Source organism: Citrobacter sp. Cm038 (assembly GCF_030333105.1).
Lineage (GTDB): Bacteria > Pseudomonadota > Gammaproteobacteria > Enterobacterales > Enterobacteriaceae > Citrobacter > Citrobacter murliniae.
This window is the reverse complement of sequence record NZ_JAOWGO010000024.1, coordinates 202,296-219,365: the sequence shown is the minus strand read 5'-3', so window position 1 is coordinate 219,365 and position 17,070 is coordinate 202,296. Positions and strand designations below refer to the sequence as shown.

The 17,070-nt window shown below is 51.3% G+C and carries 16 protein-coding genes; 9 read left to right on the top strand and 7 right to left on the bottom strand.

Annotated elements, in window-relative coordinates; all coding sequences use genetic code 11:
- The first annotated feature begins 12 nt into the window (after positions 1–12).
- The gene (lpdA, locus tag OGY01_RS18380) at positions 13–1,437 is read left to right on the top strand and encodes a dihydrolipoyl dehydrogenase (protein WP_045439872.1); all 1,425 of its coding nucleotides are present in this window, start codon (positions 13–15) and stop codon (positions 1,435–1,437) included.
- A gap of 106 nt (positions 1,438–1,543) precedes the next feature.
- Here the strand turns inward: lpdA and OGY01_RS18375 are convergent, their stop codons facing one another.
- Positions 1,544–2,338, bottom strand: a complete 795-nt coding sequence (locus OGY01_RS18375) for a DUF2950 family protein (RefSeq protein ID WP_225760471.1) — start codon at positions 2,336–2,338, stop codon at positions 1,544–1,546.
- Positions 2,339–2,348: 10 nt separating this feature from the next.
- Positions 2,349–3,935, bottom strand: coding sequence for a DUF3300 domain-containing protein (locus OGY01_RS18370; protein WP_286493491.1), 1,587 nt, complete (start codon positions 3,933–3,935; stop codon positions 2,349–2,351).
- 432 nt (positions 3,936–4,367) lie between these two features.
- Between OGY01_RS18370 and acnB the strand changes: the two genes are divergently transcribed.
- Both acnB and yacL read left to right on the top strand, forming a co-directional pair.
- Positions 4,368–6,965: a bifunctional aconitate hydratase 2/2-methylisocitrate dehydratase gene (gene acnB, locus OGY01_RS18365; protein ID WP_286493490.1), complete on the top strand. Its 2,598-nt coding sequence runs from the start codon at positions 4,368–4,370 to the stop codon at positions 6,963–6,965.
- A gap of 186 nt (positions 6,966–7,151) precedes the next feature.
- On the top strand, positions 7,152–7,517 hold the full coding sequence (gene yacL, locus OGY01_RS18360) for a protein YacL (protein ID WP_045439883.1): 366 nt from the start codon (positions 7,152–7,154) through the stop codon (positions 7,515–7,517).
- Positions 7,518–7,578: 61 nt separating this feature from the next.
- Here yacL and OGY01_RS18355 read toward each other — a convergent pair whose 3' ends face one another.
- Entirely contained in the window at positions 7,579–7,926 is a 348-nt protein-coding gene (locus tag OGY01_RS18355; RefSeq protein ID WP_000846617.1) for a YacC family pilotin-like protein, read from the bottom strand.
- A 153-nt stretch (positions 7,927–8,079) separates the two neighbouring features.
- Between OGY01_RS18355 and cueO the strand changes: the two genes are divergently transcribed.
- Together cueO and hpt are read left to right on the top strand one after the other, a co-directional pair.
- Positions 8,080–9,660: a multicopper oxidase CueO gene (cueO, locus tag OGY01_RS18350; RefSeq protein ID WP_286493489.1), complete on the top strand. Its 1,581-nt coding sequence runs from the start codon at positions 8,080–8,082 to the stop codon at positions 9,658–9,660.
- A gap of 236 nt (positions 9,661–9,896) precedes the next feature.
- Positions 9,897–10,433 (top strand): hypoxanthine phosphoribosyltransferase, encoded by a 537-nt coding sequence (hpt, locus tag OGY01_RS18345; RefSeq protein ID WP_003018658.1) that lies wholly within the window; start codon positions 9,897–9,899, stop codon positions 10,431–10,433.
- 96 nt (positions 10,434–10,529) lie between these two features.
- Here the strand turns inward: hpt and can are convergent, their stop codons facing one another.
- Positions 10,530–11,192, bottom strand: coding sequence for a carbonate dehydratase (gene can / locus OGY01_RS18340; RefSeq protein WP_045439892.1), 663 nt, complete (start codon positions 11,190–11,192; stop codon positions 10,530–10,532).
- Between the two features lie 107 nt (positions 11,193–11,299).
- Between can and OGY01_RS18335 the strand changes: the two genes are divergently transcribed.
- The 4 genes from OGY01_RS18335 (at position 11,300) to OGY01_RS18320 (ending at position 14,828) form a co-directional block, all read left to right on the top strand.
- The gene (locus OGY01_RS18335; protein WP_048222042.1) at positions 11,300–12,226 is read left to right on the top strand and encodes an ABC transporter ATP-binding protein; all 927 of its coding nucleotides are present in this window, start codon (positions 11,300–11,302) and stop codon (positions 12,224–12,226) included.
- Entirely contained in the window at positions 12,223–12,993 is a 771-nt protein-coding gene (locus OGY01_RS18330) for an ABC transporter permease (RefSeq protein ID WP_286493486.1), read from the top strand. Before OGY01_RS18335 ends, OGY01_RS18330 begins: the two co-directional genes overlap by 4 nt.
- A gap of 103 nt (positions 12,994–13,096) precedes the next feature.
- Complete coding sequence (locus OGY01_RS18325) at positions 13,097–13,537, top strand: PTS sugar transporter subunit IIA (protein ID WP_045439900.1); 441 nt, start codon at positions 13,097–13,099, stop codon at positions 13,535–13,537.
- A 61-nt stretch (positions 13,538–13,598) separates the two neighbouring features.
- Positions 13,599–14,828, top strand: a complete 1,230-nt coding sequence (locus OGY01_RS18320; protein WP_045439903.1) for a polysaccharide deacetylase family protein — start codon at positions 13,599–13,601, stop codon at positions 14,826–14,828.
- A 6-nt stretch (positions 14,829–14,834) separates the two neighbouring features.
- On the opposite strand, the gene panD is transcribed toward OGY01_RS18320, so the two are convergent.
- The 3 genes from panD to panB form a co-directional block, all read right to left on the bottom strand.
- Positions 14,835–15,215 (bottom strand): aspartate 1-decarboxylase, encoded by a 381-nt coding sequence (gene panD / locus OGY01_RS18315; RefSeq protein ID WP_023178331.1) that lies wholly within the window; start codon positions 15,213–15,215, stop codon positions 14,835–14,837.
- A 92-nt stretch (positions 15,216–15,307) separates the two neighbouring features.
- Positions 15,308–16,162, bottom strand: coding sequence for a pantoate--beta-alanine ligase (gene panC, locus OGY01_RS18310; protein ID WP_045439910.1), 855 nt, complete (start codon positions 16,160–16,162; stop codon positions 15,308–15,310).
- Between the two features lie 82 nt (positions 16,163–16,244).
- Positions 16,245–17,036: a 3-methyl-2-oxobutanoate hydroxymethyltransferase gene (panB, locus tag OGY01_RS18305; RefSeq protein ID WP_286493484.1), complete on the bottom strand. Its 792-nt coding sequence runs from the start codon at positions 17,034–17,036 to the stop codon at positions 16,245–16,247.
- Between the last annotated feature and the right edge of the window lie 34 nt (positions 17,037–17,070).

Here is a 17,070-nt window from a genome sequence, read left to right as displayed (position 1 = left end):
TAAGAGGTCATGATGAGCACTGAAATCAAAACTCAGGTCGTGGTACTTGGGGCAGGCCCTGCAGGTTACTCTGCTGCCTTCCGTTGCGCAGATTTAGGTCTGGAGACCGTCATCGTAGAACGTTACAGCACCCTCGGTGGTGTTTGTCTGAACGTCGGCTGTATCCCTTCTAAAGCACTGTTGCACGTAGCAAAAGTTATCGAAGAAGCCAAAGCACTGGCAGAGCACGGTATTGTTTTCGGCGAGCCGAAAACCGATATCGACAAGATTCGTACCTGGAAAGAAAAAGTTATCACCCAACTGACTGGCGGGCTGGCTGGTATGGCCAAAGGCCGTAAAGTGAAAGTGGTAAACGGTCTGGGTAAATTTACCGGGGCGAACACCCTGGAAGTTGAAGGCGAAAACGGCAAAACCGTGATCAACTTTGACAACGCGATCATCGCGGCGGGTTCCCGTCCGATCGAACTGCCGTTTATTCCGCATGAAGATCCGCGCGTGTGGGATTCCACCGACGCGCTGGAGCTGAAAACCGTACCAAAACGCCTGCTGGTTATGGGTGGCGGTATCATCGGTCTGGAAATGGGTACTGTGTACCATGCGCTGGGTTCAGAGATCGACGTGGTTGAAATGTTTGACCAGGTTATCCCGGCTGCCGATAAAGACGTGGTTAAAGTCTTCACCAAACGTATCAGCAAGAAATTCAACCTGATGCTGGAAACTAAAGTGACTGCCGTTGAAGCAAAAGCAGACGGTATTTACGTTTCCATGGAAGGCAAAAAAGCGCCGGCAGAAGCACAGCGTTATGACGCCGTGCTGGTGGCTATCGGTCGTGTGCCGAACGGTAAGAACCTCGACGCTGGTAAAGCTGGCGTGGAAGTTGATGACCGTGGTTTCATCCGTGTTGACAAACAACTGCGTACCAACGTACCGCACATCTTTGCAATCGGCGATATCGTCGGTCAGCCGATGCTGGCGCACAAAGGTGTTCACGAAGGTCACGTTGCTGCTGAAGTTATCGCCGGTAAGAAACACTACTTCGATCCGAAAGTTATCCCATCCATTGCGTACACTGAACCAGAAGTTGCATGGGTTGGCCTGACTGAGAAAGAAGCGAAAGAAAAAGGCATCAGCTATGAAACCGCCACCTTCCCGTGGGCTGCTTCTGGCCGTGCTATCGCTTCCGACTGCGCAGACGGTATGACCAAACTGATTTTCGACAAAGAATCTCACCGTGTTATCGGTGGCGCGATTGTCGGCACCAACGGCGGCGAGCTGTTGGGTGAAATCGGTCTGGCGATCGAAATGGGCTGTGATGCTGAAGATATCGCGCTGACCATCCACGCGCACCCGACTCTGCATGAGTCTGTGGGCCTGGCGGCAGAAGTGTTCGAAGGTAGCATTACCGACCTGCCGAACCCGAAAGCGAAGAAAAAATAATCTTCCCACTTTTGTGAAAACGCCTCTTCGGAGGCGTTTTTTTTGCCTGAAGCATAACAGCAACTAATCTGACGCTTTAGATCCGTATAGCCAAAGTGCTGGAGACTCAGGGCGCTACAGGTTGCCAGGATTTATCAGGGCTGAATTCGGTCATTGCCTGCGCTTTCTGCTGGGATGTTGCGCCAAGATTGGCCTGATAAACCGTATCATCCCCACTAATAATAAAGCTCATTACACCGGTATGACTGTAACTGATGGGCCAGGCAATCATCGCAAAACCACTGGCTTTGTCGGGAAGTATGCGGAAATGATAACCGTGATAACCCGTACCTGGTTCCTGTGGACTGAAGGCGGGACCCAGAGGGCTGGGTGCTTCACCGGGGGCTACCGGCCAATAAAGACCGTCCTTTTTGCCATCTGAGCTGACAATTTTCTTTGCATATTTCTGGTTCATCGCAAAATAGCTTTGCTGCGCATCAACATACGCGTGAAGTGCTTCAATCGCGGCAAGCTCGTTGCGACCGATCTCGCGGGTCTGGATCTCTTCGGCAGCTTCCTGCATATCAAATTGCCATCCATCGGCAGTTTTGATCACCGGGATTGGGAGCTGCCAGTCACTGTCTCCGACGATCAGATGTGCCATATCACCGTTGATGACGGTGTCATGTTTCACTTTCCAGTCGCGCAGGAAGCGATCAACGGCATCAGGATCCACACCTTCCGGCGGCAGAAAGTCGCGCCAGTTCTCCCCAAGCAGGTTGCTCATGGCACCTTCATTTTGCTCGCTGATGGCATTAACCAGAGCATCGGTTGCCTGAGCCGGTGTGCTGAATTGTTGTTGCGCCATCGCGACGGACGAAACCATGAACAGCACTATCCCACTGAGTAATTGTATTTTCATGTCGGCTCCCTTAACGATGACGGAATTCACGGTGTTCAGTACGCCCGGCTTGTGCCTGGCGCGATGCCTGGTTGCGGGATATTTGCCGGCTCTGGGCGCCTCGCTGTTGCTGTGCCTGCCAACTTCCTGAACGGCTATCATTGCCGCTTAACGCATTGGCGCGTGGCTGGCTGGTTCGTTGTTGCATATTTCGCTGTTGATGACCGCGTTGTTGCGCCGTTTGCGAAACCCGTTTTTCCTGTCTCTGCGGTGTTGCCTGGCGGTTCTCTCGCTGTTGTGAGGATGTCCGCTTCGCGGTTTGCGGTTTTGTGTCGTAACCACGATAGTTATTACGCTGGGAAATCTGCTTCAACTGTTGGTTTGAAGCCAGGCGCTGTGCATCTTTAGTCCCCGGACGCGTTGTTTGAGGGAATGTTTTCCCCGTCGATTTCTCCATCTGGGACATGGCCGCCTGACGCTGGCTATCACGGTTGACTGGTTTTTGCTGTGTAGCACTGAGCCCGGTCGCTGAGTTGGTGGAGTGGAAACGGTTATTGAGCTGGTTATTAGGGTACGGTACACCTTCGCGATACGCCGGATTATGTTGCCAGGTGCGGTTGGCATCAGTCAGACGCTGCCCACTGATTTTATTGAAGTTATCAACGTTGATATTGATGTTGTTATCACCGTTGCGGTTATAACTACCATGGTGGTTGTAATCATTATCGTGGTGGTGATCCCAGTCGTCGTCATCATCATCCCAGTCGATGTTGCTGAAGATTGCATAGGTTGTCGCCACACCGAGGCTGAAGCCCAGACCGTTAACAAAGCTGTTGCCAAATTGCTCGCCGGGTGATGGCGGTAAATAGGTCGGCGGATAGGCGGTGTTTGGCCAGGTCCCGTAAACTGTGTTTGGGTTATAGGTGGGGACGTAAACCACCTGTGGGTCGGCAGACTCAATCTTGATAACCGTCGGGCTGGTCGTGGTAGTCGTGGCACTTGTTGTCGACTCGCTGCTGGTGGTTTTAGCGGGTGTCGGTTTTGTCACGGTGGTGACAGTCTGCTGCGGCGTTGATTGTAATGCACCAGTTTGCTGCGCCAGTAAGCGCAGGCGTTGAACAGAATCCATGACATCTTTTGGTTGCGCGAGGAAAGCATCGCCCAGATTTTGTACCCACGGCGGATTTTCTCCCAGCAGCGACATCAACTGAGGAAACGCGACCAGCGATTTCACGCTAGGATCCCACGGTTGTCCGGCTACGGCCTGAATAGCGGCATCACCCTGCATTTTGGGATTGTCTTTCGACCATTGCGCAGCCTGAATAACGTTGGCCGGGTAGGTTGAGGCCATCAATATTTGCGACAACAACGCATCGGGATAGAGCGCAATTGGCGCAACCCACTGATCGATTTGCGCGGCGGAGTATGTTGGCGTTACGGTCGGTGCAGGTTGATCGGCTGGTGCGGCTGCGGGGGCCGCTGCGGCAGGGGCTTGCTCGACAGGCGCAGGAGCTGCAGGTTCCGTTGTGCGACTTTTGACGAGCATTACGCCTGAGGCGGCAAACAGCCCGGCACTGCACAAAAGGACGAGCAGGTGTGGCTTAATGGGCAACTTCATAAAATGACTCCAACGAGACAAGCGTTGTGCCGTGAGGCGTTCTTGTTGGCGCGAGTATCAATCACCCGTGTTTTACAGTTTTGACTTTTATTGGGAAACCGCCCGTAGTGTTCGGATAAAGAGTGTGAACATTTATTACACAATTATATCTGATGGTTGAAAAGCCGCTGGAATATTCGGAAGGTCACTCTTGCAAGTTACGGCTGCACAGCGTTTTTTGTGCTCGAATTTTGCCCTTTCTTTCCGCTATACCATTCTTAACGATTCAGCCAATTTTTTATGTTACTTTTTTGTAAACAGATTAACACTTAATGAAAATCCTGTTATTGTGCCCTATGCGGTACCGGGCATTTACCCTACAAACTGCTGTCTCACAGGAGCGTGAAGAGAATCGCCTACCGCATATGACAATGAGAGCGAGGAGATACCGTCGTGCTAGAAGAATACCGTAAGCACGTAGCTGAGCGTGCCGCCCTTGGGATTGTGCCAAAACCTTTAGATGCAACCCAAATGGCCGCACTTGTCGAGCTGCTGAAGACCCCGCCTGTGGGCGAAGAAGAATTCCTGTTAGACCTGTTGATCAACCGCGTTCCTCCTGGCGTAGATGAAGCCGCTTATGTAAAAGCCGGTTTTCTTGCCGCTGTCGCGAAAGGCGACACAACCTCCCCGCTGGTGACACCAGAAAAAGCCATTGAACTGCTGGGTACTATGCAGGGTGGTTACAACATTCATCCGCTGATTGATGCTCTGGATGATGCAAAACTGGCGCCGATTGCCGCCAAAGCCCTCTCTTCAACACTGCTGATGTTCGATAATTTCTATGATGTAGAAGAGAAAGCCAAAGCAGGCAACGAATATGCAAGGCAGGTGATGCAATCCTGGGCCGATGCAGAATGGTTCCTGAATCGGCCTGCACTGGCTGAGAAAATCACCGTTACCGTGTTTAAAGTGACGGGTGAAACCAACACCGATGACCTGTCCCCGGCGCCGGATGCCTGGTCTCGTCCGGATATCCCTCTGCACGCTCTGGCAATGCTGAAAAACGCCCGTGAAGGTATCGAGCCGGATCAGCCGGGCAGCGTTGGCCCGATCAAACAGATCGAAGAGTTGCAGAAAAAAGGTTACCCGCTGGCTTACGTAGGTGATGTTGTCGGCACTGGTTCTTCACGTAAATCTGCAACCAACTCTGTGTTGTGGTTCATGGGCGATGATATTCCTCATGTCCCGAATAAGCGCGGCGGCGGTTTGTGTCTCGGCGGCAAAATTGCGCCCATCTTCTTCAATACCATGGAAGATGCGGGCGCACTGCCAATCGAAGTCGATGTGTCTAACCTGAACATGGGCGATGTGATTGACGTTTACCCGTTCAAAGGTGAAGTGCGTAACCACGCAACAGGTGAACTGCTGGCAAGCTTTGAGCTGAAAACTGAAGTACTGATCGACGAAGTGCGTGCCGGTGGCCGTATTCCGTTGATTATCGGCCGTGGCCTGACAACCAAAGCGCGTGAGGCGCTTGGTCTGCCGCACAGCGACGTATTCCGTCAGGCGAAAGATGTGGCTGAAAGCAGCCGTGGCTTCTCTCTGGCACAGAAAATGGTTGGTCGCGCTTGTGGCGTGAAAGGTGTCCGTCCGGGCGCGTACTGCGAACCGAAGATGACCTCCGTAGGTTCTCAGGATACCACCGGCCCAATGACCCGTGATGAACTGAAAGATCTGGCGTGTCTGGGCTTTTCTTCAGATCTGGTTATGCAGTCGTTCTGTCATACCGCGGCGTATCCGAAGCCGGTAGACGTGACCACGCACCATACACTGCCTGACTTCATCATGAACCGTGGCGGCGTATCGCTTCGTCCGGGCGATGGTGTTATCCACTCCTGGCTGAACCGCATGCTGCTGCCGGATACCGTGGGTACTGGTGGTGACTCTCATACCCGTTTCCCGATCGGGATCTCCTTCCCGGCAGGCTCTGGCCTGGTAGCGTTTGCTGCTGCGACTGGTGTAATGCCACTGGATATGCCGGAATCCGTTCTGGTGCGTTTCAAAGGCAAAATGCAGCCGGGTATCACCCTGCGCGACCTGGTTCACGCCATTCCGCTGTACGCGATCAAACAGGGTCTGCTGACCGTTGAGAAGAAAGGTAAGAAAAACATCTTCTCTGGTCGCATTCTGGAAATCGAAGGTCTGCCGGATCTGAAAGTTGAACAGGCGTTTGAGCTGACCGATGCCTCTGCTGAGCGTTCCGCTGCGGGCTGTACCATCAAGCTGAACAAAGAGCCGATCATTGAATACCTCAGCTCTAACATCGTTCTGCTGAAGTGGATGATCGCAGAAGGTTACGGCGATCGCCGTACGCTGGAGCGTCGTATTCAGGGTATGGAAAAATGGCTGGCCGATCCGCAACTGCTGGAAGGCGATGCTGACGCCGAATATGCGGCAGTGATCGATATCGATCTGGCTGATATCAAAGAGCCAATCCTGTGCGCGCCGAACGATCCGGACGATGCGCGTCTGCTGTCTGACGTGCAGGGCGAGAAGATCGACGAAGTGTTCATCGGTTCCTGCATGACTAACATCGGTCACTTCCGTGCGGCAGGTAAACTGCTGGATTCGCATAAAGGCCAACTGCCGACGCGCCTGTGGGTGGCTCCGCCAACCCGTATGGATGCCGCGCAATTGACTGAAGAAGGCTACTACAGCGTCTTTGGTAAGAGCGGGGCGCGTATCGAGATCCCTGGCTGTTCACTGTGCATGGGTAACCAGGCGCGTGTGGCTGATGGCGCGACGGTAGTTTCTACCTCTACCCGTAACTTCCCGAACCGTCTGGGTACTGGTGCTAACGTCTTCCTGGCTTCTGCTGAGCTGGCGGCTGTTGCGGCGCTTATTGGTAAACTGCCAACGCCGGAAGAGTACCAGAACTATGTGGCACAGGTGGATAAAACGGCCGTGGATACTTACCGTTATCTGAACTTTGACCAACTTTCTCAGTACACCGAGAAAGCGGATAGCGTGATTTTCCAGACGGCGGTGTAACGCCATAAGTTGCTGCACCTGATTTTTGTGCACAAACTCACCAATGCCCGGTAAACCTTGCGTTATCGGGCATTTTTATTTCCAATCCTTATGCCTGCTCTGCTTTTTTTCTTTCGTTGTGCTGCGATAATTACAGCATAGGCGCAATGCGGTATTGGCGCATTGCCGGGAGTAGAGGAACACATTATGGATTACGAATTTCTGCGCGATATTACCGGAGTGGTAAAAGTGCGTATGTCCATGGGTCACGAAGTTGTGGGGCACTGGTTTAATGAAGAAGTGAAAGAGAACCTGGCCTTACTTGATGAAGTGGAACAGGCGGCACGTGCGGTAAAAGGCAGTGAACGTTCCTGGCAACGGGCAGGGCATGAATACACGCTCTGGCTGGATGGCGAAGAGGTGATGGTGCGTGCCAACCAACTGGAGTTCACGGGCGACGAAATGGAAGAAGGGATGAATTACTACGACGAAGAGAGCTTTTCGCTGTGTGGCGTAGAGGATTTTCTTCAGGTCGTGGCGGCATATCGCGAATTTGTACAGCAGGGGAAATGATTAACGCCAGATGAGTCTTTACCTGCCGGATAAGGCACTTGTGCCGCCATCCGGCTTCACATTATTTAACGTAGGCCAACAGGCTCAGGGAATCTCGTGCCAGCGCTTTGCATTTTTTTGCGACCGGAATACCAATACCGCTCAAATCGCGATAACTGTCTTCACCGAGAGATTTCATATCGAAGGTGTCGTAATTACTGAGGTCCCACTGGTTCTGTTGGGCAAAAAAGACCAGTGCGCGTCGGATCTGCCCGTTGGGCAAATTCTGGTATCCACAGTCATTTTTCAGAAAAACAAAAACTGCCGTTAAATCGGCCATATCTTCGGCTTCGGACTCGCTAAGCGCGTAGCTGTTTGCGCATACGGCCATCAGGCTGCCGAACAACACTGTTCTGAAAAACGTCTTCATTGCTTCTACCACTGCATCACGGAAATTAAACGTTAGCATACTGTGAGCGAAGCGACGACCTTTATTATCAGCCGTTCACTTGACCTTCCCGTAAGGGGAGGGCTTATGCTTAAAAGATAGCCTGCTTAAGCTGCTGAATATAAGGAAGTGATTATGCAACGTCGTGACTTTTTAAAGTACTCCGTGGCGCTGGGCGTCGCGTCAGCGTTACCTCTCTGGAGTCGTACTGTTTTTGCGGCCGACCGTCCCGTGTTGCCTGTTCCAGACCTGTTAACGGCGGATGCCTCTAATCGTATGCAACTGATCGTTAAGGCTGGGCAATCGACCTTCGGCGGTAAAACCGCTACAACCTGGGGATATAACGGTAATTTACTTGGACCTGCGGTGAAACTGCATAAAGGCAAGTCGGTGACCGTTGATATCTATAATCAGTTGGCTGAAGAGACCACATTACACTGGCACGGACTGGAGATACCTGGCGAAGTCGACGGTGGCCCGCAAGGGATTATTCCGGCGGGCGGAAAACGTTCCGTAACCTTCATCCCCGATCAACGGGCAGCAACCTGCTGGTTCCACCCGCACCAACACGGGAAAACGGGCCGTCAGGTGGCGATGGGGCTGGCTGGACTGGTGCTGATTGAAGACGATGACATCCGCAAACTGATGCTGCCGAAGCAGTGGGGAATTGATGATGTTCCGGTGATTATTCAGGACAAACAATTTTCTGCTGACGGACAAGTTAACTATCAACTGGATATGATGACAGCCGCTGTGGGTTGGTTTGGTGATACGCTGCTGACCAATGGTGCAATTTATCCGCAGCATTCCGCGCCGCGTGGGTGGTTACGTCTGCGTTTGCTAAACGGTTGTAACGCTCGCTCGCTTAACGTGGCTGCCAGCGATAATCGTCCTCTGTATGTTATTGCCAGCGATGGTGGACTGTTGGCTGAGCCGGTTAAAGTTACTGAACTTCCTATGCTGATGGGCGAACGCTTTGAAGTGCTGGTGGATATTAGCGACGGTAAAGCCTTCGATCTGCTGACCTTACCCGTGACTCAAATGGGGATGGCTATAGCGCCATTTGATAAGCCGCATCCTGTGATGCGCATTCAGCCGCTCCTTATTACTGCTTCCGGTACGCTGCCGGATACGCTGACGACAATGCCATCACTGCCTTCGCTTGATGGCCTGACTGTGCGCAAACTGCAACTATCAATGGATCCGATGCTCGACATGATGGGAATGCAAATGCTGGTGCAGAAGTATGGCGAACAGGCCATGACGGGAATGGGGCATGGGCGGATGATGGGGCATATGGATAACGACGGTATGAACCACGGTAATATGAACCACGGTAATATGGGTAATATGAAACATGGCGGGAAGTTTGATTTCCATAATGCCAACCGGATCAATGGCCAGGCATTTGATATGAATAAACCCATGTTTGCGGCAACGAAAGGTCAGCATGAACGCTGGGTGATTTCCGGGCAAGGGGACATGATGCTGCATCCGTTCCACATTCACGGTACTCAGTTCCGCATTTTGTCCGAGAACGGTAAAGCGCCAGCCGCGCATCGCGCAGGCTGGAAGGACACAGTACGTGTCGAAGGTGGTGTCAGCGAGGTACTGGTGAAGTTTGACCACGACGCGCCAAAAGAACATGCCTACATGGCGCACTGCCATCTGCTGGAGCATGAAGATACTGGTATGATGCTCGGCTTTACTGTGTAACGGCTTCATTGCCGGATGGAATTACCGTCCGGCGATTAACATACCGACAATCCTGCTAACTATCAGAGGAACGCGGCTTCTTTACTGGTATACTTCACCCACTGAATTGTTTGTATGCTGTCGCAAGTTTTGTGGTTAGTGCGAGCCACCGTCTGTCAGTCGGTGTATCAACATAAGCGCTTTCTTTCGATTTGCATGATGTGTTAACTGATAAAAATCAGTGAGTTATATTTTTTATGAAACATACTGTAGAAGTCATGATCCCGGAAGCGGAGATCAAAGCGCGTATTGCTGAACTCGGGCGTCAGATTAACGAACGCTACAAGGACAGCGGCAGTGACATGGTGCTGGTCGGGCTGTTACGTGGCTCGTTTATGTTTATGGCAGATCTGTGCCGTGAAGTGCATGTCTCCCACGAAGTCGATTTCATGACCGCCTCCAGCTACGGCAGCGGCATGTCAACCACGCGTGATGTTAAAATCCTGAAAGACCTGGATGAAGATATTCGTGGTAAGGATGTGCTGATTGTCGAAGACATTATCGACTCCGGCAACACACTGTCAAAAGTGCGTGAAATCCTTAGCCTGCGCGAGCCGAAATCGCTGGCGATCTGTACGCTGTTGGACAAACCTTCCCGTCGAGAAGTGAATGTCCCGGTTGAGTTTATCGGATTCTCTATCCCGGATGAGTTCGTTGTCGGCTACGGCATTGACTATGCCCAGCGTTATCGCCACCTGCCATATGTTGGCAAAGTCGTGCTGCTGGACGAGTAATTCTGTGCGAGCGCCTGATGGCGCTCTGCTTATCCGGTCTACAGGTATGTACCTCGTAGGCCGGATAAGATGGAGTCGCCGCCCGGCAATACTGCGTTATTTATGGTTTATGTGTTTTTTACTGAGGTTAGACAGACCTTGTCTGTAGCGTTGTTCCAGTGATTCACGACTGGTGGCCGTAACTTCCAGATCGCGAAGCAGACCATCATGAATACCGTAAGCCCATCCGTGAATGGTAACTTTCTGACCACGTTTCCAGGCGGACCGCATAATTGTTGAGTGGCCCAGGTTGTACACCTGTTCCATTACGTTCAGTTCGCACAGTGTATCAATACGGCGTTCCTGCGGCATCTCACCCAGCAGAGAGCTGTGTTTAAACCAGATATCGCGGATATGCAGCAACCAGTTATCAATCAGTCCCAGTTCCGTATTTTCAATGGCTGCCTGTACGCCACCGCATCCGTAATGACCACAAATAATAATATGTTCCACTTCCAGCACATCAACCGCATACTGAACGACAGAGAGACAGTTCAGATCGGTATGAATAACCAGATTGGCAACATTACGGTGGACAAATAATTCGCCCGGCTCAAGACCGGTTAAACGTTCCGCGGGAACGCGACTATCGGAACATCCAATCCATAGAAAACGTGGATTCTGCGCATGCGTCAGCGTTTCAAAAAATCCGGGATCCTCTTCTACCAGCATCTTTGACCATAGTGCATTGTTGCTGATGAGTGTATCTATGTCTTTCATGGAGGTTTCGACCCGAAGCCAGATAAATGCGATGGGCTAATATAGGGTAACTCCAGGATTAATTAAACTATATATAAAATGTCAGAACGTAAGGTAAGCAAAAAACCATGACCATTGCTCTGGAACTTCAGCAACTTAAGAAAACCTATCCCGGTGGCGTTCAGGCGCTACGTGGCATAGATTTGCAAGTCGAAGCGGGTGATTTCTATGCGCTTTTAGGACCCAATGGCGCAGGGAAGTCCACCACTATCGGGATTATCAGTTCCCTGGTGAATAAAAGCTCCGGACGGGTTAGCGTCTTCGGATACGATCTTGAAAAAGATACGGTTAACGCTAAACGACAGCTTGGGCTGGTACCGCAGGAATTTAACTTTAACCCGTTTGAAACGGTGCAGCAGATCGTGGTGAATCAGGCGGGGTATTACGGCGTTGAGCATAAAGAGGCTGTAAAGCGCAGTGAAATATATTTAAAGCAGCTCGACCTGTGGGAAAAGCGTAGTGAGCGAGCGCGTATGCTGTCTGGCGGTATGAAGCGCCGTCTGATGATTGCCCGTGCATTGATGCATGAACCAAAGCTGCTGATCCTCGATGAACCGACAGCGGGCGTTGATATTGAATTACGTCGCTCAATGTGGGGTTTTTTAAAGGATTTAAACGACAAGGGTACGACGATTATTCTGACAACACACTATCTCGAAGAAGCGGAAATGCTGTGCCGTAATATTGGCATTATTCAGCATGGCGAGCTGGTGGAAAATACCTCAATGAAAAACCTGCTCTCCAAACTCAAGTCCGAGACCTTTATTCTCGATCTGGCGGCGAAAAGTCCGCTGCCCAAGCTGGAAGGATATCAATACCGTCTGGTTGATACCTCGACACTGGAAGTCGAAGTGCTCAGAGAGCAAGGTGTTAACAGCGTATTTTCCCAACTGAGCGCGCAGGGGGTTCAGGTGTTGAGTATGCGTAACAAGGCAAACCGACTGGAAGAGTTGTTTGTTTCCCTGGTTCATGAAAAGCAAGGAGATCGCGCATGATGCAGCTTTACTGGGTCGCGCTGAAAAGTATCTGGGCGAAAGAGATCCACCGTTTTATGCGCATCTGGGTCCAGACTCTGGTTCCACCCGTTATCACCATGACGCTCTATTTTATTATCTTCGGTAATTTAATTGGTTCGCGTATCGGTGAAATGCACGGTTTTAGCTACATGCAATTTATTGTGCCGGGTCTGATTATGATGGCGGTTATCACTAACTCCTACGCCAACGTAGCGTCGTCATTCTTTAGTGCCAAATTTCAACGTAACATTGAAGAATTGCTGGTCGCACCGGTTCCGACGCACGTTATCATCACGGGGTTTGTCGGCGGCGGCGTGGCGCGCGGCCTGTGCGTAGGAATATTGGTTACGGCTATTTCACTGTTCTTCGTTCCGTTCCAGGTGCATTCATGGGTCTTTGTGGCGCTAACGCTGGTGCTGACGGCGGTTCTGTTTTCGTTGGCCGGGTTATTGAATGCCGTCTTTGCCAAAACCTTTGACGACATCAGCCTGATCCCAACTTTCGTACTGACGCCGTTGACCTACCTGGGGGGCGTTTTCTACTCGTTAACGTTGTTGCCGCCATTCTGGCAGGGGTTGTCGCATCTCAACCCGATTGTTTACATGATCAGTGGATTCCGCTACGGCTTCCTGGGCATCCATGATGTGCCGCTGGTCACGACATTCGGTGTACTGATGGTGTTTATCGCGGCATTTTATTTGTTGTGCTGGTACCTGATTCAGCGTGGGCGCGGGTTACGTAGCTAATTATTTCTTCCTCTCCCATCACGGGAGAGGAAGACCTTTGATGTTTATCACCGTTAAGTTTTTATCACTCTGATAAACTACTTGCCTGCTAAGGAGGTGGGCAATGTTAGGTTGGGTCATTACCTGTCATGATGATAACGCACAGGATATGCTGCATCGTCTGGAAGAAAAGTACGGCCCTCTGGCGCAATGCCAGGTGGTCAGTTTTTGGCATGGTCTAAGTTCGAATATGTTAAGCCGGATGATGTGCGATGCTCTGCATGCTGCCGATTCTGGTGATGGCGTGATATTCCTGACAGATATTGCTGGCTCTGCGCCTTACCGCGTGGCCGCGTTGATGAGTCATAAGCATCCGGCCTGTGAAGTGATTTCCGGGATAAGCTATCCATTGCTGGAGCGAATGCTTTTGTCGCGAGAGTCGATGAGCAGTTCTGCGTTTCGTGATGAAATAGTCTCTCTTGGAGGCCCTGGCGTTACGAGTTTGTGGCATCAACAACAGAAAAATCCGCCTTTTGTTTTACTGCATGATTTGTATGAGTATTAATCATTGGTATTGATGATGCTTTTGCTACAATAGCTGAGGTTCTTCGCCTCGGTTAACTCATATGGCTACGCGCGTCCTGCTCATACTGTTGTTCCTGTTCTCTGGTTGTGCTGCTGCCGCTTTGCCTGCTCGTTATATGCAAACTACTGAAGATGCTGCCGTCTGGGCGCAGATTGGCAATAAAATGGTGACGGTAGGCCATATTCGCGCAGGTCAAATCCTCTCAGTCATCCCCACTGGCGAAGACTATTACGCATTTACATTTGGATTTGGCCGAGGGTTTATCGATAAAGGCCATCTGGATCGCGTACAGGGGCGGCAGAAGGTGGAAGATGGCCTGGGTGATCTCAATAAACCGCTGAGCAATCAGAACCTGGTTACCTGGAAAGCGACACCTGTTTACAATGCCCCTGACGCCGGTAGCGCACCGTTTGGCGTGCTGGCGGACAATCTGCGATATCCCATAATTAACAGACTGAAGGACAGGCTAAACCAGACGTGGTACCAAATTCGTATTGGTGACAGGCTGGCCTACGTTAGCGCGCTGGATGCGCAGCAAGACCACGGTATTCCGGTACTGACCTATCACCATATTCTGCGTGATGAAGAGAACACCCGTTTTCGTCATACCTCTACTACCACCTCCGTACGCGCTTTCAGCAACCAGATGACATGGCTGCGCGATATGGGTTACACCACGCTGACCCTGTATCAGTTGGAAGACTATGTGCGTAACCGCGCTAATTTGCCTGCGCGGGCGGTAGTGATTACCTTTGATGATGGTTTGAAGTCGGTGAGCCGTTATGCATATCCGGTACTGAAACAGTATGGAATGAAGGCGACAGCATTTATTATCTCATCACGTATTAAGCGTCATCCGCAGAAGTGGGATCCGAAATCGCTGCAGTTTATGAGTATTTCTGAACTGAATGAGATCAGGGATGTGTTCGACTTCCAGTCACATACCCATTTTTTACATCGTGTGGATGGTTATCACCGGCCGATCCTGCTTAGCCGTAGCTATCACAATATTCTTTTTGATTTTGCGCATTCTCGTCGGGCGCTGGCGCAATTTAACCCGCATGTTCTTTATCTATCTTATCCGTTTGGCGGTTATAACGTGACGGCCGTGAAGGCGGCGAATGATGCAGGGTTTCATATGGCTGTGACCACGGTGAAAGGAAAGGTAAAACCAGGAGATAACCCAATGCTGTTAAAACGGTTGTATATCTTAAGAACGGATTCGTTAGAGACCATGTCGCGGCTGGTCAGCAACCAGCCGCAGGGGTAGCCTTTATCAAGCTACCTGTACCGGGATGGCTTTCGCAGTACGTTTCATTTCATTGTCACCTTCAAAGTAGGCAACTTTTGGCCGCCAGGTACGCGCTTCTTCATCAGACATCGTGACGAAGCTGGCGATAATCACAATATCGCCAACCTCGGCACAGTGCGCGGCCGCACCGTTCACCGAGATGATTTTAGAACCGCGTTCAGCCGCAATGGCGTAGGTCGAGAAACGTTTACCATTAGTCACGTTCCAGATATCAATGGCTTCGTTTTCCAGGATGCCGGAAGCATCAAGGAAATCCTGGTCAATGGCGCAGGAGCCTTCGTAATGCAGGTCCGCCTGTGTGACTTTCACGCGGTGGAGCTTGCCTTGCAGCATGGTGCGAATCATAACGTCTACCTTTAACGCTTATCAGAAGCAAAGCAGGCGGTACCTGCTTTGAGTAATTTCTTAGGCAGTATTGCCCTATTTTTAACCCCTGTCTACTGGGCTAATGTTACACTCAGATTGTCGATCAAACGTGCCTGACCCAGCCATGCAGCGACCAGAATCACCGCGCGTTTGCTGCTGTCAGTCAGCTCGAGCAGCGTATCAGCATCGCGGATTTGAATGTCGTCGGCACGAAAACCTTTTTCATTCAGTTCTTGTTCAGCAATGGCAATTATCTCTTCCTGCTCACGTTCACCAGCCTGTAATTTTTCACCAATACTGCTCATCACTTTGAACAAGCCGGGCGCGATTTTTCGCTGCTCTGCGGTCAGATAGCCATTGCGTGAACTGAGGGCCAGACCGTCTTTAGCGCGAATAATGGGAACGCCGACGATCTCAATGTCATATCCCATGTCGGCAACCATTTTGCGGATCAGCGCCAGTTGCTGAAAATCCTTCTCGCCAAAACATGCGATATCCGGTTGGATCAGATTGAACAGTTTGCTGACGATGGTAGCAACACCACGGAAGTGACCAGGACGACTTGCGCCTTCCAGCATGGTGGAAAGCCCCGGAACTTCTACATAGGTTTGGCTATCTGTCCCTTGCGGGTAGATTTCTTGCGCTGCAGGAGCAAAGACAAAATCAACTTTGCGCTTGTTCAGCTTTTCGCAGTCTTCTTGCAGCGTACGCGGGTAGCGCACCAGATCGTCCGGACGGTCGAACTGCATTGGGTTGACGAAAATACTGACGATCACCACATCAGCCTGAGCTTTTGCTTCATCGACCAGCTTCATGTGACCGTCGTGCAGGTTTCCCATGGTAGGGACCAGAGCCACACGTTTACCTTCCTGACGCAGACGACGAATGTGCTGGCGTAACAGCGGCAGGGTTTCAATAATTAGCACAACAAGACTCCTTTAGTTGCCTGATGATCTGTAGGCCAGGAAAGCGCAACGCCTTATTTGGCCTACAAATTCCAAACTTTGCTTAATGGAAGCTATGTTCTTCACCCGGGTAGACGCCGGATTCAACCTCCGCAATATACTGCCGCACTGCGGCGCGCATGTCGCCTGCTTCATTGAGAAAGTTTTTTGCAAATTTTGGAATATGGCCGCCTGTGATACCAAACGCGTCATGCATCACCAGGATCTGACCATCGGTGACATTGCCTGCGCCTATACCGATGACCGGAATGGACAGAGCTTCAGTCACGCGTTTAGCCAGCTCAACCGGAACGCATTCCAGCACCAGCAACTGTGCTCCTGCGGCTTCTAACGCCAGCGCATCGTCGAGCAATGTCTGGCCCGCATCTCCGCGACCCTGCACCTTATAGCCACCGAAGATGTTAACTGACTGCGGGGTTAAGCCCAGATGGCCGCATACCGGTACCGCGCGATCGGTGAGCATTTTCACCGTATCAACCAGCCACGCACCGCCTTCAATCTTGACCATATTCGCGCCCGCGCGCATAACAGCGGCGGCGTTTTCAAAGGCCTGTTGCGGTGTGGCATAGGCCATAAACGGCAGGTCGGAAAGCAGCAGGCAGTTTGGCGCACCACGACGCACAGCACGGGTGTGATAGGCAACGTCTTCGACGCTGACCGGCAAGGTGGAGTCGTGCCCTTGTACCGTCATCCCCAGTGAATCGCCTACCAGCATCACATTGATACCTTCGTCGGCAAATAATTTGGCGAAGCTGTAGTCGTAGGCCGTAATAGTCGCGAAGCGCTTTTTCTCTTGCTTACATTTTTGCAGCAATGAGATAGTCGTTGGTTTCATAACATTTCCTGAATGTGGAAGTCATATTTAACGG

Coding starts and splice junctions, on each gene's coding strand:
- panB (WP_286493484.1), bottom strand. CDS start 17,036: ATGAAACCAACGACTATCTCATTGCTGCAAAAATGTAAGCAAGAGAAA.
- OGY01_RS18325 (WP_045439900.1), top strand. CDS start 13,097: ATGTTAGGTTGGGTCATTACCTGTCATGATGATAACGCACAGGATATG.
- OGY01_RS18330 (WP_286493486.1), top strand. CDS start 12,223: ATGATGCAGCTTTACTGGGTCGCGCTGAAAAGTATCTGGGCGAAAGAG.
- hpt (WP_003018658.1), top strand. CDS start 9,897: ATGAAACATACTGTAGAAGTCATGATCCCGGAAGCGGAGATCAAAGCG.
- OGY01_RS18335 (WP_048222042.1), top strand. CDS start 11,300: ATGACCATTGCTCTGGAACTTCAGCAACTTAAGAAAACCTATCCCGGT.
- lpdA (WP_045439872.1), top strand. CDS start 13: ATGAGCACTGAAATCAAAACTCAGGTCGTGGTACTTGGGGCAGGCCCT.
- OGY01_RS18320 (WP_045439903.1), top strand. CDS start 13,599: ATGGCTACGCGCGTCCTGCTCATACTGTTGTTCCTGTTCTCTGGTTGT.
- OGY01_RS18370 (WP_286493491.1), bottom strand. CDS start 3,935: ATGAAGTTGCCCATTAAGCCACACCTGCTCGTCCTTTTGTGCAGTGCC.
- OGY01_RS18355 (WP_000846617.1), bottom strand. CDS start 7,926: ATGAAGACGTTTTTCAGAACAGTGTTGTTCGGCAGCCTGATGGCCGTA.
- panD (WP_023178331.1), bottom strand. CDS start 15,215: ATGATTCGCACCATGCTGCAAGGCAAGCTCCACCGCGTGAAAGTCACA.
- can (WP_045439892.1), bottom strand. CDS start 11,192: ATGAAAGACATAGATACACTCATCAGCAACAATGCACTATGGTCAAAG.
- yacL (WP_045439883.1), top strand. CDS start 7,152: ATGGATTACGAATTTCTGCGCGATATTACCGGAGTGGTAAAAGTGCGT.
- OGY01_RS18375 (WP_225760471.1), bottom strand. CDS start 2,338: ATGAAAATACAATTACTCAGTGGGATAGTGCTGTTCATGGTTTCGTCC.
- cueO (WP_286493489.1), top strand. CDS start 8,080: ATGCAACGTCGTGACTTTTTAAAGTACTCCGTGGCGCTGGGCGTCGCG.